Origin of the sequence: Nocardioides conyzicola (genome assembly GCF_039543825.1) — a bacterium.
In the GTDB taxonomy this organism is placed as follows: domain Bacteria; phylum Actinomycetota; class Actinomycetes; order Propionibacteriales; family Nocardioidaceae; genus Nocardioides; species Nocardioides conyzicola.
The window spans coordinates 2,244,517-2,258,592 of the sequence record NZ_BAABKM010000002.1 but is presented as its reverse complement, the minus strand read 5'-3'; the positions used below and the strand labels follow the sequence as shown (position 1 = coordinate 2,258,592).

Sequence of the window (14,076 nt, the reverse complement as noted above, 5' to 3'; positions counted from 1 at the left end):
AACGCCCTGTTACTGGCTGTACCAGGGGGGTTGCAGCAGGGTGGGAAGAGTCAGTAACCCGGCGTTACAGCCGCAACGAGGCACCCTCGACGACACCGAGCGGCTCGGCGGCGATGTCGGTGCGGCGCTGCCTGCCGGGGAAGGAGATCAGGTCGGCGGCGGCGTACGCCGTCGCGCGAGCATCGGCGACGTCGGTGCCGACGGCGCGTACGGCGAGGACGCGGCCGCCGGCGGTGACCAGGTCGTCGCCGGAGAGCGCCGTGCCGGCATGGATGACGTCGACCCCGTCCCAGGCGGCGGCGAGGTCGACACCGGTGATGACGTCGCCCGTGGACGAGGACTCGGGGTAGCCGGCCGAGGCCAGCACGACCGTCACCGCGGCGCCGTCGCGGAAGACCGGCGCCGGCACGGAGTCGAGGCGTCCGGCGGCGGCCGCCATGAGCAGCTCACCCAGCGGGGACTCGAGCACCGCGAGGACGGGCTGGATGTCGGGATCGCCGAAGCGCACGTTGAACTCGATGACGCGCGGCCCGGACTCGGTCAGCGCGAGGCCGACGTACAGGCACCCGACGAAGGGCGTCCCGCGACGGGCCATCTCCCCGAGCGTCGGCCGCACGACCGACTCGAGCACCACGTCGGCGAGGTCGGGCCGGGCCCAGGTCAGCGGCGTGTACGACCCCATGCCGCCCGTGTTGGGCCCGCGGCCGCCGTCGAAGATCCGCTTGAAGTCCTGGGCGGGCTGCAGGGCGTACGCCGTGGTGCCGTCGCAGACCGCGAAGACCGACACCTCGGGCCCGTCGAGGAACTCCTCGATCACCACCCGCTCGCAGGCCGCCGCGTGCGCGAGCGCCTCCGCGCGGTCACGGGTGACGACGACGCCCTTGCCCGCGGCCAGCGCGTCGTCCTTGACGACGTACGGCGCCCCGAACGCGTCGAGCGCGGCCTCCACCTCGGCCGGCTCGGTGCAGGTGCGCGAGCCCGCGGTCGGTACGCCGGCGACCTCCATGACGTCCTTGGAGAACGCCTTCGACCCCTCCAGCTGTGCCGCTGCCTGCGAGGGCCCGAAGACCGCGATGCCGCGGTCCCGCACGGCGTCCGCCACCCCCGCGACCAGGGGCGCCTCGGGGCCGACGACGACCAGGTCCGCGCCGATCTCGACGGCCAGCTCCGCGACAGCGGGACCGGACATCGGGTCGACGTCGTGCAGCGTCGCGACCGCGGCGATCCCGGGGTTGCCGGGGGCGGCGTGCACCTCGGTCACCGAGGGATCCAGGGCGAGTGCGCGGGCGAGCGCGTGCTCGCGGCCGCCGGTGCCGATGACGAGAGTCCTCACGGGCCTCAACCCTAGGCGGTGTCAGACCCGGCGGCTGATCGACTCCGCGTAGGCGGACGGCCGGAACCGGAGGATCGGGTCGTCCGACAGCTCGATCCCGTCGACGACCCGGGTCGGGTCGAAGACCGTCGGGCTGCCGCCCGCCTCGGGGTCGGGGAGCTCCTCGGTCACGACGAGGTGGCCGGCGAGCAGCTTGCGGGCGCCCTTCCACACCGACACGGCCGAGTGCGGGTCGTGACCGGGGCCGGCCAGCTGCACCCACACCTCGAACGTGACCGGGCCGCGCGCGAGCCGGGCCGCCATCTCCTCGCTCAGCCGGTCGGGGCCGGTGAACGTCCTCGCCAGCCGGTCCGCCCCGGTCGCCACGGGCCGGAAGACGTAGCGGACCCAGGTCCGCGTGCCTTCCGCGTCGAGCCAGCCGTAGGCGTGGATCGGGTAGTACGCCGGCTCCGCGAAGCTCACGTGCGCCGCGACCCCTCGCGCCCGGATCCCGGCCACGATGGCCGGCAGCATCCGTGGGTGCTGGGCGAGGAAGAGCGGCATCGACCGCGGGTCGAGCGACGCCTGGGTCAGCGCGACGAACTCCTCCGGCACGTCCGTCGGGAACCGCGGCGACGTCTGGCTGAGCAGGTCGGTCGAGGTCCCGTCCGCGAGCCGGAACTTCACGGCCATGCCCCGGATGTCGGGCTGGGTGTCGGGTACGTCGGCGTTGCCTCCCGCGCTCGACCACCGCACGACGACCGGGGTGGGCGCGCCGCTCAGGTGGCCGGCGCGGCACAGCGCTGCCGCCCGCGTCGTGGCCGTGAAGGTGCCCCCGTAGAAGCGGCCCTTCGCATGCAGGGTCCGGTGCTTCGCCGGCCCCCGGAACGCTGCCCGGAGCCGGTCGATCGCGACGATGGGGTCGATCACGGTCAGATCAGGTCATGGATCACGACGGTGGCGTCGCGGGACGGGCCGACCCCCACGGCCGAGATCCGGGCCCCGGACATCTCCTCGACGGCCTTCACGTACGCCTGCGCGTTGGCGGGCAGGTCGGCGAGCGTCCGCGCGCCGGAGATGTCCTCCCACCAGCCGTCGAGGTACTCGTAGATCGGCACGGCGTGGTGGAAGTCGCTCTGGTTGACCGGCATCTCGTCGTGGCGGGTGCCGTCGACGTCGTACGCCACGCAGACCGGGACCTTCTCGAGCCCCGTCAGCACGTCGAGCTTGGTGAGCACGAAGTCGGTGACCCCGTTGACCCGGGCGGCGTAGCGGGCGATCACGGCGTCGTACCAGCCGCAGCGACGCGGCCGACCGGTCGTGGTCCCGAACTCGGCGCCGATCTTGCGCAGGTGCTCGCCGTACTCGTCCTCGAGCTCGGTCGGGAACGGGCCCTCACCGACGCGCGTGGTGTAGGCCTTCACGATCCCGATCACCTGGTTGAGGCGCATCGGCGGGATGCCGGAGCCGGTGCAGGCGCCGCCCGCGGTGGCCGAGGACGACGTGACGAACGGGTAGGTGCCGTGGTCGACGTCGAGCAGGGTAGCCTGGCCGGCCTCGAGCAGCACGGTCTCGCCACGGTCGAGGGCCTGGTTGAGCAGCAGCCCGGTGTCGCAGACCATCGGGCCCAGCCGGTCGGCGTACGCGAGCAGCTCCTCGACCGTCTGCTCGACGGTGGCCGCGCGGCGGTTGTAGATCTTGGTGAGGATCTGGTTCTTGAGGTCGAGGGCGCCCTCGACCTTCTGGGTCAGGATCTTCTCGTCGAAGATGTCCTGGATCCGGATGCCGATCCGGTTCATCTTGTCGGCGTACGTCGGGCCGATGCCGCGGCCGGTCGTCCCGATCCGGCGGCTGCCGAGGAACCGCTCGGTGACCTTGTCGACCGTGCGGTTGTAGTCGGCGATGACGTGGGCGTTGGCGCTCACCTTGAGCAGGCTGACGTCGACCCCGCGGGCGATCAGCGCGTCGAGCTCCTCGAAGAGGACGGCCAGGTCGACGACGACCCCGTTGCCGATCACCGGCGTGACGCCGGGGCTGAGGATGCCGCTGGGCAGGAGGTGCAGCGCGTACTTCTCGCTGGAGCCGTCGGGCTGGCGGATGACCACGGTGTGGCCGGCGTTGTTGCCGCCGTTGAACTTGACGACGTAGTCGACCCGGCTGCCGAGGACGTCGGTCGCCTTGCCCTTCCCCTCATCGCCCCACTGGGCACCGATGATGGCGATCGCCGGCATGACTCTCCTCTGGCAAAAAGAAGCAGCTCCGGCACAAGCGCACCGGAGCTCTTGCGGCCACACGCTACCAAAGGGTGATCCGCACCTCGGGGTCGTCGGTTACTGTCCGGCACGTGGATCCACTCCTCGTCATCACCAACTCCGAGGCCGGCACCTCGGACGAGGAGCGGCTCGAGGAGGCGCTCGCCGTCCTGCGTGAGCACGTCTCCGTGGAGGTCACGGCGACCGCCAACCCCGGCGAGCTCGACGGCGTCCTGCACCGGGCCGGGTCGCGTCGCATCGTGGTCGCCGGCGGCGACGGTAGCCTGCACGCGATCGTCGCGGCCCTCTACCGCCGCCGCGAGCTCAAGGACGCCGTGCTCGGGCTGATCCCGCTCGGCACCGGCAACGACTTCGCCCGCGGGACCGAGATCCCGCTGGACCCGGCGGAGGCGGCGCACGTCATCCTGGACGGGACGCCGCGGCCGATGGACCTGATCGTCGACGAGGTCGGCGAGATCGTGGTCAACAGCGTGCACGTCGGCGCCGGCGCCAACGCGAGCCGCCGCGGCGCCCGGTGGAAGGAGCGCCTCCACTCGGTCGGCGTCGGCAAGGCCAACCTCGGCAAGCTCGGCTACCCGATCGGTGCCGCGATGACCGCGTGGAAGCCGCCGATCATCCGGGTCCGCATCGAGGTCGACGGCGAGGTGGTGGTCGACCTCGACGAGCCGATCCTGATGGCCGCGGTCGGCAACGGCTCGTCGGTCGGCGGTGGCGCCGAGCTGACGCCCGACGCCGACCCCGAGGACGGCCGCTTCGACGTGATGGTGTCGCGGTCGACCGGTCCGATCGCCCGGTTGGCGTACGCCGCGCACATCGGCCTCGCGTCGCACCACAAGCGCGACGACGTGACCTACCTCCGCGGCACCCGGGTGTCGGTGTCGGGCGGGCCGTTCTGGTGCAGCGCCGACGGCGAGATCTACGGCCCCGAGCGGCAGCGCACCTGGCGCCTCGAGCCCGAGGCGTACCACCTCCTGCTGCCCTGAGGCCGACCGCTCACAGCCAGCCCCGCCGGGCGGCCTCGACCCCGGCCTGGAAGCGCGAGTCGGCGCCCAGCTCGGTCATCAGCGCCGAGACGCGTCGCCGTACGGTGCGCAGGCTGATGCCGAGCTTGCGCGCGATCTGCTCGTCGTGCGCGCCGGCCGCGAGCTGCTCGAGGAGGAACTGCCGCAGGTCCATCCGGGGCCCGGTCTCGGCGAGCGCCGGCACCGCCGCCCGGCCCCAGAGCTCCTCGAACCACCACGTCATCGCCTCCACCACTCCCCGCTGGCGGACCACCGCGAGGGGCAGGTCGGCGAGGCCGAGCGGCTCGGGCACGATCGCGTGGGAGTCGCCCACCACCAGCAGCCGGGTCGGCATCTCCGGCAGCAGACGGACCTCCTCGCCCACCGCCAGCCGCGCGGCGAGCACCTCGGGCGCGTCGTGCAGCGCCCGCACCGGGTAGATCGCCCGGGACCGGCGACCCTGCGCGACGACCTCCGCGACCAGGTCGACCATCCGCTCCTCGCGCGGCCCGCGCCACTGGTCGGGACGCAGCCAGACCAGGTCACCGGTGCTGCCGAGGAGCGTCGTCCGGACCATGTCGAAGACGTCGCCGCCGATCCACACCTCGCCCTCGACCGCTCGGCTGTCGCCGGGCTCACCGGTCACCGACAACCGCTGCTCGGTGGCCAGGATCTCGATCGCGCGGCCGACGCCGTCCAGTCCGACCTGAGCCCGCCGGGCGTACGCCGCCTGCACGCCGACCACGCCCCGCAGCACCTCGACCGGCGTGGCGACCTGGAGCACGGCGCCGTCGACGTGGACCGCACCGATGTCGAGCAGCGGCGCGATGTCGTCGAGGAGCTCGTCGGGCGAGCGCAGCATGGCGGCCGCGACCCGGGTCAGCTCGCGGCCGGACTGCGGGCGCAGGCGCTCGTAGGTGACCTCGAGCTCGGGCGTGAAGCCGAGCGCCGTGAGGACGCCGGTGCGGGCCGGGGTGCGCGGCATGATGGCATCTTAGTGCCAGCGGCCACTTCGCTCGCTGTGGCACGGACCGGTCAGTGCCATGATCCCGCCACGCGCGCCCGGCCGCGCACGACCCACATCGGGGGATGAGGTCGTGACCGGAGGGCAGTCGTCGCGCACGTGCCGGGACCACCACTGGGCGGTGGTCCCGGCACGTGCCGTTTCCGGCGCCCGCCGCCGCCCCCGGTAGCGTTGGCGACATGCCCGACTCCCCGCCGCACGACTGGGTCACCCGCGCGGCCGACGACGCCATCCGCCACGCCGAGCAGCGGTACGGCGGTGAGCTGGGCGACCACGTGATCACCTGCGCCTCCGGCGCCAGCCCCTCGGGGCCGGTGCACCTGGGCAATCTGCGCGAGTTCCTGACGGTCCACTTCGTGGCCGAGGAGATCAAGCGGCGCGGGATCGCGGCCCGCCACCTGCACAGCTGGGACGACTACGACCGCTTCCGCAAGGTCCCGGCCGGTGTCGACCCGTCCTGGGCCGAGCACATCGGCCGGCCGCTGTCCGGCGTACCGGACCCGTGGGGGTGCCACACGTCGTGGGCCGAGCACTACAAGGAGCCCCTGGTCGCGTCGCTGCGTGAGCTCGGCGTCGAGATGGTCGAGGTCTCCCAGACCGAGATGTACCGCGCCGGCGCCTACCGCGAGCAGGTCCTCACCGCCGTCCGCCGTCGCGACGAGATCGAGCAGGTCATGTCGCGCTACCGGACCAAGCAGCTGGAGGGGGCAGCCACCGCAGCACCCGAGAGCGAGGAGGAGGCCGCCGCCCTGGCCGACTCCGTCGCCAACGACGACGAGTCCGGGCTGACCGGCCTCGGCGCCACCGACGACCTCGCGCGCTTCCCCTATAAGCCCTACTGCCGCGACTGCGGCCGCGACACGACCATCATCACGTCGTACGACGAGGACACCACCGACCTCGCCTACACCTGCACCGCGTGCGCGTACGAAGGCGTGACCAACCTGACCACGGACAGCGAGGGCAAGCTCGTCTGGAAGGTCGACTGGCCGATGCGCTGGGAGTTCGAGGGCGTCGACTTCGAGCCCGGCGGCGTCGACCACGCGAGCCCCGGCTCGTCGTACACGGTCGGCAAGGAGCTCGTGAAGATCTACGGCGGCCGCGCGCCGTCGTTCGTCGGCTACTCCTTCGTGGGCGCCGGCGGCCAGGTGAAGATGTCGTCCTCGCGCGGCGGCGTCCCGACCGCGGCCGAGGCCCTGAAGATCCTCGAGGCGCCGATCCTGCGCTGGCTCTACGTGCGCCGCGCGCCCAAGCAGGCGTTCAACGTCGACTTCGGCCAGGAGGTCGTGCGGCTGTACGACGAGTGGGACGCGCTGGGCAAGAAGGCCGCCAACCCCGCGAAGCGGGACGCCCAGGTGCTCGCCTTCGAGCGCGCCTCGTCGACCACGTCCGCCGGGACGCTGCCGACGCCCGCCGTGGTCGTGCCCTTCAAGCTGCTGTCGTCGGTGGCCGACGTGACCGCCGGCAGCGCGGAGCTGATCAGCCGCATCGTCGGCGACCTGGGCTACGAGCACGCCTCGGTCGCCGACCTCGAGCCGCGGCTGTCGCGGGCGATGACGTGGATGTCCGACTTCGTGCCGGAGGAGGACCGCACGACGGTCCGGGAGACGCCGGACGCGGCACGCCTCGCGGCGCTGAACGAGGACGAGGAGCTCTGGCTGCGCCAGCTGCTCGACCGGCTACCGGACCAGCTCGAGCTGGAGCCGATCACGTCGCTGATCTACGGCGTGCCCAAGCTCGCGCGCGGTCTCGGCCTCGACGACGCCCCGACGGACGAGGTCAAGCAGGACCAGAAGGCCTTCTTCCGGCTGCTCTACCAGCTGCTCGTCGACGCCGAGCGCGGCCCCCGGCTGCCCACGCTCTTCCTCGCGCTGGGCGCCGAGAAGGTCCGCCTGCTGCTGACGCCGCCCGCCTAGGAGTCACTCCTCGTCGGCGTCGCCCAGCAGCTCGTCGTACGCCGTCGGGCTCGAGTCGCGCAGGAACTCCGAGCACCGCTCCCACTCCGCGTCCTCACCGATCGCGCGGGCCGCGAGCGCGAGGAGCGCCAGGCAGGTCAGGAAGCCGCGGTTGGGCTCGTGCTCCCACGGGACCGGGCCGTGGCCCTTCCAGCCGTTGCGGCGGAGCATGTCGAGGCTGCGGTGGTAGCCGACGCGGGCGTAGGCGTAGATCGTCACCGCGTCGTCCTCGGCCTCGGCGGCCAGGGTCGCCAGCGTCGCCCAGGCGACCGGCGACTCGGGGTGCTGGCGGACGACGTCCATCGCGTCCGCGCCCGGCACCAGGTCGGCCGATGCGGGGTCCTCGGGGAGCAGGGTGGGCGGGGGGCCGGCCATCAGGTCGTTGCCAGTGAAAGAACTCATGGAGTGATTGTCCATGGTCGGGTGTTGACTTGCTCCGTGACTCAGTCCTCGTCCACTCCGCAGACCGTCGACCCGACCGGAGGCAAGGAGCCGTGGCCGGCGCTCTTCGCGCTGTGCATCGGCTTCTTCATGATCCTGGTGGACACCACGATCGTGTCCGTCGCGACGCCGGCGATCATCGACGACCTCCAGGCCGACGTCAACGACGTCGTCTGGGTGACCAGCGCCTACCTGCTCGCGTACGCCGTACCGGTGCTGATCACCGGGCGTCTCGGTGACCGGTTCGGCCCCAAGAACCTCTACCTGGTCGGCCTCACCGTCTTCACGCTCGCCTCCCTGTGGTGCGGCCTGACCGGCAGCATCGAGACGCTGATCGCGGCCCGGGTGCTCCAGGGTCTCGGCGCCTCGATGATCACGCCGCAGACGATGGCGATCATCACCCGGATCTTCCCGGCCGAGCGGCGTGGCGCCGCGATGGCCCTGTGGGGCGCCACCGCCGGCGTCGCGACCCTGGTCGGCCCGATCCTCGGCGGCGTGCTCGTCGACGGGCTGGGCTGGGAGTGGATCTTCTTCATCAACGTGCCGGTCGGCGTGGTCGGCTTCGTGCTCGCCTGGCGGCTGGTGCCCACGCTGCCGACCCACACGCACCGGTTCGACTGGCTGGGCGTGGCGCTCAGCGGCATCGGCATGTTCCTGCTCGTGTTCGGCATCCAGGAGGGTCACCAGTACCACTGGGACGCGGCGATCTGGGCGATGATCATCGCCGGCATCGTCGTGCTGGCGCTCTTCGTCGGCTGGCAGGCGATCAACAAGCAGGAGCCGCTGGTCCCGCTCGGCCTCTTCCGCGACCGCAACTTCTCGCTGGCCAACGTGGCGATCACGGTGATGGGCCTGTCGATCACGTCGCTGGCGATCCCGATCATGATCTGGGCGCAGGTCGTCCGCGGGCTCAGCCCGACCCGCTCGGCGCTGCTGCTGGTGCCGATGGCGCTGATGACGATCCTGCTCGCCCGGACGGTCGGCGGGCTGACCGACCGGATCCACCCGCGGATCATCACCGCCTTCGGCTTCGCCTGCCTCTTCCTGGGCCTGTTGTGGCTGACCTTCGTGATGACGCCCGACACCTCGATCTGGTGGACGGTGCCGCCGATGGTGGTCTTCGGCGTCGGCAACGCGTTCGTCTGGGCGCCCAACAGCGCGACCGCCACCCGCAACCTGCCGGTGCAGCTCGCCGGCGCCGGGTCGGGCGTCTACAACGCGACCCGCCAGGTCGGCGCGGTGCTCGGCTCCGCGGCGATCGCCGTGCTGATCGACGCCCGCCTCGCGGCCGAGGGGCTGCCGGCGTTCAAGGGCGAGGGCTCCTCCGGCGGCAAGCTGCCGCCGGAGGTCGCCCAGTCGTTCAGCGACGCGATGGCGAGCGCGGTGCTGCTGCCGACGTTCGCGTTCCTGATCGGCTTCGTCGCGGTGCTGTTCTTCGAGAAGCCGCGCCACGCCGGGTACGCCGCGGCTGGGGCCCCCGCGCCGGCAGCACCCGTCACCGACTGACGCGTCCTCCTCAGCCGATCGAGGCGCCCGCGGACCGCAGGTTCTCGCACGCCTCGACGACGCGGGCGGCCATGCCACCCTCGGCGGCCTTGCCCCAGGCGCGGGGGTCGTAGAGCTTCTTGTTGCCGACCTCGCCGTCGACCTTCAGCACGCCGTCGTAGTTCTGGAACATGTGGGCGGCGACCGGCCGGGTGAAGGCGTACTGGGTGTCGGTGTCGACGTTCATCTTGACCACCCCGTAGTCGACTGCCTCGGCGATCTCCTCGGGCGACGAGCCCGAGCCGCCGTGGAAGACCAGGTGGAAGGGCTTCGATCCGGGCTCGAGGCCGAACTCGGCGACGACGGCCTCCTGCGCCTCCTTGAGCACCGAGGGACGGAGCTTGACGCCGCCCGGCTTGTAGACGCCGTGCACGTTGCCGAAGGTCAGCGCGGTCATGTAGTAGCCACGGTCGCCGTACCCCAGCGCCTTCGCGGTCGCGATCGCGTCCGCGGGGGTCGAGTAGAGCTTGTCGTTGATCTCGGCCTCGACGCCGTCCTCCTCGCCGCCGACGACGCCGACCTCGATCTCCAGGATCACCTTCGCCTTGATGGCGCGGTCGAGGAGCTCCTCGGCGATGACGAGGTTCTCCTCGAGCGGTACGGCGGAGCCGTCCCACATGTGCGACTGGAAGAGCGGCGCCTCGCCCCGGTCGACCCGCTCCTGCGACAGGGCGAGCAGCGGCCGGACGAAGCCGTCGAGCTTGTCCTTGGGGCAGTGGTCGGTGTGCAGCGCGATGTTGACCGGGTAGTTCTTCGCGACCTCGGCGGCGTACGCCGCGAAGGCGACCGAGCCGGTGACCATGTTCTTGATGCTCGGCCCGGAGAGGTACTCGGCGCCTCCGGTCGAGACCTGGATGATGCCGTCGGAGCCGGCGTCGGCGAAGCCCTTCAGCGCGGCGTTCAGGGTCTGCGAGGAGGACACGTTGATCGCCGGGAACGCGAAGGCGCTCCCCTTGGCGGTGTCCAGCATCTCGGCGTACTTCTCGGGGGTGACGATGGGCATCTGTCTGCGCTCCTCGGACTGGCGACTGGCTCTGCTACCGACCCTAGTGGCTATCCGTGACAACCGGACCGCCGGACGTTCCGTTCTGGAAGTGTCAGGACGAGCAGGCAGGAGAACGCGATGAGCACGGACATCGACGAGTGGATCGGCACCGAGGTGGAGCGGTCCTTCGGGACGGAGCCGCCGCTGCGCGACCCGCTCCAGTACGCCGTACGCGGCCGGCGGGCGGCGCGCCGGCGCCGGGCCGCAGTGGCCGCCTCCGTCGGCGTCGCCGCCGTCGCCGTCGGGGCGTTCGCCGCGAGCATCGGTGGCGCCGGGTCGGCCGGGCGCGACGTCGAGCCGGCGGGACCTCCGGGCGTCGTCCCGGTGCACGTCACCGATCCCGTGCCGGTCGACCCGGACACGGCGCGGGAGTGCCGCGCCGGCACCCTGGGCGACTGCGGCCTGGCCATCGGCTGGGACGACATCCACCTCGACGACCACGGGAAGGTCGTGCGGGGCTACCCCGAGGTGAAGGTCACCGGCTACTACGACCACGTGCTCGGCGACGCCTTCGGCACCTCGGCGGCACTGGAGGTGGTGACGACCCACGGGGACACGGTCTGGCTCCTGCTGACCGCGACCCGGGATCACCGGATCAGCGGGTTCCAGTCCGAGCTGCCGGACCAGACGCGCACCTTCGACGAGTGGGTCGCCGACAGCGTCGGGTCGCACTCCTGGTTCAGCTACCCCGAGCTGCCGCCGGCGGGAGGCACCTCCCGATGAGGGCGCACCTCGAGGAGGAGTACGTCGCGTTCGTGGCGGCCCGCCAGCAGCACCTGCGCCGCATCGCGTACGCGATCTGCGGTGACTGGCACCGCGCCGACGACCTGCTCCAGACGGCCCTGACCAAGCTGTACCTGGCCTGGCCGCGGCTCCAGCACGAGGGGGGCGAGGAGGCGTACGTCCGCACGATCCTGGTCCGCGCCGACATCGACGAGCACCGCCGGCCGTGGCGTCGCGAACGACCGACGACGAGCCCGCCCGAACGCACCGCCCCCGCCCTGCTCCCCTTCGAGGAGCGGTCGAGCCTCCTCGACGCGATCCGGCTGCTGCCGGACATGCAACGGCGGACCGTGCTGCTCCGGCACTGGCTCGGGCTGTCCGTGGAGGAGACCGCCGCCGAGCTCAGGATCAGCGAGGGCACGGTGAAGAGCCACACCTCGCGCGCCCTGCAGGCGCTGCGATCGGTGCTCGCGGAGGACCGCCACTGATTTCGGGGTTCTCCGACCAAGGCCGAGGTCGGCCGCTTACGGTGATCGCCGCACCACCGACCACGATCTCGGGAGAGACCTCATGACCCGCGCCCTGCGCCTCCTCGGCGTCACCGCCGTCCTCGTCCTGCTCGCCGGCCTCCTCGGCGTCGGCACTGCCTCGGCAGGCGAGACCGACCCGGATCCGCTGGCCGGGGCCCCGGCAAAGGGCGCGTGCTACGACCTGACCTACAAGCAGGGCTGGGAGCACTCCGTCCCGGAAGCGCCGGTCGAGTGCTCCGACGACCACACGACCGTGGTGATCGCGGTCGGTCAGCTGAAGGCCGGCGTCACCTGGGACTCGCCCGAGAAGACGATCTCGAAGAACGTCGGAGCCCAGTGCGGCGCTGCGTTCGCCGCCAAGATCGGCTCGAAGCCCGCGCTGCTCATGTACTCCCAGTACAACTGGTTCTGGTTCGCTCCCACGGACGCGGAGCAGGAGGCCGGAGCTCGCTGGTTCTCCTGCCACCTCGCCTCGCTCGAGGACAACGCGCTCAGCGACCTCCCGGACAAGCTGCCCCGGGCCGGCCGCAACCTGCCCGACGTGCTCGCACGGTGCTACGTCGGGCGCAAGTACGCCGCGACCACGTGCGCTGACCGTCACGACTGGCGGCTGTCCTACGCCACCGTGGTGCGGATGAAGCCGACCGCGAAGAACCTCGACAAGGCCGCCAAGCGGATCTGCCCGCGCCACGTGTCCAGCCGCGTCTGGCTGCGGTCGGCCGTGCCGATCGACCGCAAGTCCTTCGCCATCGGCTGCTCGACCAAGACGCACCGATGACCCGCGCCCTGCGCTGCCTCGGCGTCACCGCCGTCCTCGTCCTGCTCGCCGGCCTCCTCGGCGTCGGCCCCGCCTCGGCGGGCGAGACCGACCCCGACCCGCTGGCCGGCGCCCCGGCCGTGGGCGCCTGCTACGACCTCACGCTGAAGCAGGCCTACGGGCACTCCTCACCGAAGCCGGCGGTGGAGTGCACCGGCGACGAGACCATGTTCGTCACCGCCGTCGGCGAGGTGCCGGCGTCGTTCGACTGGGCGGACGTGAACTGGAAGAAGTTTCCCGCGGCCATGTCCCGCAAGCTCACCACCACCTGCGACCCCGCGACCAAGAAGCTGCTCGGCACGCCGACGCGTCGTGCGCTGACGCTCTGGGACTCGTACTGGTTCGCACCGAACAAGAGGGAGATCGCGGCCGGCGCTCGGTGGTTCAGCTGCTCCGTCGCCCTCACCTCGTCCACCAAGCTGCTCGACCTCCCGGCAGCGGGGCCGGCCAAGATCACCGGCTCGATCCCTGACGCCGTGGCGCGCTGCGCCAAGGCGGTCAAGGGTGGGTTCGCGGCGGTCGCGTGCTCGGCCTCTCACCAGTACCGGACGACGTTCTCCAAGGTGGTGCGCGGCAAGGCCACCGACAAGAGCGTGCTGAAGGCAGCGAACCGCACCTGCCCACGCCACGTCGTCTCGCGCGAGTGGCTCTACCGCACTTCCTGGGTGACACGGACGACGTTCGTGCTCGCGTGCTCGAACAAGACCCGGCACTGACCCAGCTCAGCCCCGCCAGGCGCCGTCGCCCGAGAGGTCGGCGTGCTCGCGCACCCAGGAGTGCATCGCGATCGCGCCGGCCGCCGAGGCGTTGATCGACCGGGTCGACCCGAACTGGGCGATCGAGAACGTCGCGTCGCACGCCTCGCGCGCGCCGTCGGAGAGCCCCGGGCCCTCCTGGCCGAAGAGGAAGCACACCTTCCTCGGCAAGGTCGTCGTCTCGAGGTGCAGCGAGCCGGGCAGGTTGTCGACGCCGTACAGGACGACGCCCTGCTCGTGGAGGTACGCCGCGAGCTCGGTGACGCCTGCGTGGTGCCGGACGTGCTGGTAGCGGTCCGTCACCATCGCGCCACGCCGGTTCCAGCGGCGGTTGCCGACGATGTGCACCTCGGCGGCCAGGAACGCGTTCGCCGTGCGGACGATCGAGCCGATGTTGGCGTCGTGCTGCCAGTTCTCGATCGCGACGTGGAAGTCGTGCCGCCGTGAGTCGAGGTCGGCGACGATCGCCTCCATCGTCCAGTACCGGTAGCGGTCCACGACGTTGCGCCGGTCGCCAGCGGCGAGCAGCTCCGCGTCGTACCTCTCCCCCTCCGGCCAGGGCCCGACCCACGGGCCGACCCCGACCTCGTACGGCGCGCGCTCGTCCATTCGGGGAACGTTAGGGGATCGGCCCCACGACATGCGGACCCGGCAG

Annotated in this window: 14 protein-coding genes; 7 read left to right on the top strand and 7 right to left on the bottom strand. The window is 71.9% G+C overall.

Annotation, left to right across the window (positions count from 1 at the left end; all coding sequences use genetic code 11):
* Positions 1-64 precede the first annotated feature (64 nt).
* From purD to ABEA34_RS13950, 3 genes are read right to left on the bottom strand one after another with little or no spacing between them, the layout of a single operon-like run.
* Positions 65-1,333: a phosphoribosylamine--glycine ligase gene (purD, locus tag ABEA34_RS13960; RefSeq protein WP_345521934.1), complete on the bottom strand. Its 1,269-nt coding sequence runs from the start codon at positions 1,331-1,333 to the stop codon at positions 65-67.
* A gap of 21 nt (positions 1,334-1,354) precedes the next feature.
* A complete protein-coding gene (locus tag ABEA34_RS13955; RefSeq protein WP_345521933.1) occupies positions 1,355-2,242 on the bottom strand; it encodes a catalase in 888 nt (295 codons plus the stop codon).
* Between the two features lie 2 nt (positions 2,243-2,244).
* The gene (locus ABEA34_RS13950; RefSeq protein ID WP_345521932.1) at positions 2,245-3,543 is read right to left on the bottom strand and encodes an adenylosuccinate synthase; all 1,299 of its coding nucleotides are present in this window, start codon (positions 3,541-3,543) and stop codon (positions 2,245-2,247) included.
* Between the two features lie 113 nt (positions 3,544-3,656).
* On the opposite strand from ABEA34_RS13950, the gene ABEA34_RS13945 reads away from it, so the two are divergent.
* Positions 3,657-4,568 carry a diacylglycerol/lipid kinase family protein gene (locus ABEA34_RS13945; protein WP_345521931.1) on the top strand — a complete coding sequence of 304 codons (912 nt, stop codon included), beginning with the start codon at positions 3,657-3,659 and terminating at the stop codon, positions 4,566-4,568.
* Positions 4,569-4,578: 10 nt separating this feature from the next.
* Here ABEA34_RS13945 and ABEA34_RS13940 read toward each other — a convergent pair whose 3' ends face one another.
* Positions 4,579-5,571 carry a LuxR C-terminal-related transcriptional regulator gene (locus ABEA34_RS13940; protein ID WP_345521930.1) on the bottom strand — a complete coding sequence of 331 codons (993 nt, stop codon included), beginning with the start codon at positions 5,569-5,571 and terminating at the stop codon, positions 4,579-4,581.
* Between the two features lie 218 nt (positions 5,572-5,789).
* Between ABEA34_RS13940 and lysS the strand changes: the two genes are divergently transcribed.
* Positions 5,790-7,526, top strand: a complete 1,737-nt coding sequence (gene lysS / locus ABEA34_RS13935) for a lysine--tRNA ligase (protein ID WP_345521929.1) — start codon at positions 5,790-5,792, stop codon at positions 7,524-7,526.
* 3 nt (positions 7,527-7,529) lie between these two features.
* On the opposite strand, the gene ABEA34_RS13930 is transcribed toward lysS, so the two are convergent.
* Positions 7,530-7,967: a DUF3151 domain-containing protein gene (locus tag ABEA34_RS13930; protein ID WP_345521928.1), complete on the bottom strand. Its 438-nt coding sequence runs from the start codon at positions 7,965-7,967 to the stop codon at positions 7,530-7,532.
* A gap of 36 nt (positions 7,968-8,003) precedes the next feature.
* Here ABEA34_RS13930 and ABEA34_RS13925 point away from each other — a divergent pair, with 36 nt between their 5' ends.
* Positions 8,004-9,512, top strand: a complete 1,509-nt coding sequence (locus tag ABEA34_RS13925) for a DHA2 family efflux MFS transporter permease subunit (protein ID WP_345521927.1) — start codon at positions 8,004-8,006, stop codon at positions 9,510-9,512.
* A 10-nt stretch (positions 9,513-9,522) separates the two neighbouring features.
* Here the strand turns inward: ABEA34_RS13925 and fbaA are convergent, their stop codons facing one another.
* Positions 9,523-10,554 carry a class II fructose-bisphosphate aldolase gene (gene fbaA, locus ABEA34_RS13920; RefSeq protein ID WP_345521926.1) on the bottom strand — a complete coding sequence of 344 codons (1,032 nt, stop codon included), beginning with the start codon at positions 10,552-10,554 and terminating at the stop codon, positions 9,523-9,525.
* A gap of 120 nt (positions 10,555-10,674) precedes the next feature.
* Here fbaA and ABEA34_RS13915 point away from each other — a divergent pair, with 120 nt between their 5' ends.
* The 4 genes from ABEA34_RS13915 to ABEA34_RS13900 all read left to right on the top strand — a co-directional run bounded on the left by ABEA34_RS13915 (position 10,675) and on the right by ABEA34_RS13900 (position 13,382).
* Positions 10,675-11,319, top strand: a complete 645-nt coding sequence (locus ABEA34_RS13915; protein WP_345521924.1) for a hypothetical protein — start codon at positions 10,675-10,677, stop codon at positions 11,317-11,319.
* Positions 11,316-11,807 (top strand): SigE family RNA polymerase sigma factor, encoded by a 492-nt coding sequence (locus ABEA34_RS13910; RefSeq protein ID WP_345521922.1) that lies wholly within the window; start codon positions 11,316-11,318, stop codon positions 11,805-11,807. The genes ABEA34_RS13915 and ABEA34_RS13910 overlap by 4 nt, the downstream gene beginning before the upstream one ends.
* 82 nt (positions 11,808-11,889) lie before the next feature.
* Entirely contained in the window at positions 11,890-12,627 is a 738-nt protein-coding gene (locus ABEA34_RS13905; RefSeq protein WP_345521920.1) for a hypothetical protein, read from the top strand.
* Positions 12,624-13,382, top strand: coding sequence for a septum formation family protein (locus ABEA34_RS13900; RefSeq protein WP_345521919.1), 759 nt, complete (start codon positions 12,624-12,626; stop codon positions 13,380-13,382). The genes ABEA34_RS13905 and ABEA34_RS13900 overlap by 4 nt, the downstream gene beginning before the upstream one ends.
* Before the next feature lie 6 nt (positions 13,383-13,388).
* Here ABEA34_RS13900 and ABEA34_RS13895 read toward each other — a convergent pair whose 3' ends face one another.
* On the bottom strand, positions 13,389-14,030 hold the full coding sequence (locus tag ABEA34_RS13895) for a TrmH family RNA methyltransferase (protein WP_345521917.1): 642 nt from the start codon (positions 14,028-14,030) through the stop codon (positions 13,389-13,391).
* Between the last annotated feature and the right edge of the window lie 46 nt (positions 14,031-14,076).

What these genes read in the sequence shown, in the direction of transcription:
- fbaA (WP_345521926.1), bottom strand. Translation starts at nt 10,554, where the DNA reads ATGCCCATCGTCACCCCCGAGAAGTACGCCGAGATGCTGGACACCGCC.
- ABEA34_RS13900 (WP_345521919.1), top strand. Translation starts at nt 12,624, where the DNA reads ATGACCCGCGCCCTGCGCTGCCTCGGCGTCACCGCCGTCCTCGTCCTG.
- ABEA34_RS13950 (WP_345521932.1), bottom strand. Translation starts at nt 3,543, where the DNA reads ATGCCGGCGATCGCCATCATCGGTGCCCAGTGGGGCGATGAGGGGAAG.
- ABEA34_RS13905 (WP_345521920.1), top strand. Translation starts at nt 11,890, where the DNA reads ATGACCCGCGCCCTGCGCCTCCTCGGCGTCACCGCCGTCCTCGTCCTG.
- ABEA34_RS13910 (WP_345521922.1), top strand. Translation starts at nt 11,316, where the DNA reads ATGAGGGCGCACCTCGAGGAGGAGTACGTCGCGTTCGTGGCGGCCCGC.
- lysS (WP_345521929.1), top strand. Translation starts at nt 5,790, where the DNA reads ATGCCCGACTCCCCGCCGCACGACTGGGTCACCCGCGCGGCCGACGAC.
- ABEA34_RS13930 (WP_345521928.1), bottom strand. Translation starts at nt 7,967, where the DNA reads ATGAGTTCTTTCACTGGCAACGACCTGATGGCCGGCCCCCCGCCCACC.
- ABEA34_RS13895 (WP_345521917.1), bottom strand. Translation starts at nt 14,030, where the DNA reads ATGGACGAGCGCGCGCCGTACGAGGTCGGGGTCGGCCCGTGGGTCGGG.
- ABEA34_RS13940 (WP_345521930.1), bottom strand. Translation starts at nt 5,571, where the DNA reads ATGCCGCGCACCCCGGCCCGCACCGGCGTCCTCACGGCGCTCGGCTTC.
- ABEA34_RS13915 (WP_345521924.1), top strand. Translation starts at nt 10,675, where the DNA reads ATGAGCACGGACATCGACGAGTGGATCGGCACCGAGGTGGAGCGGTCC.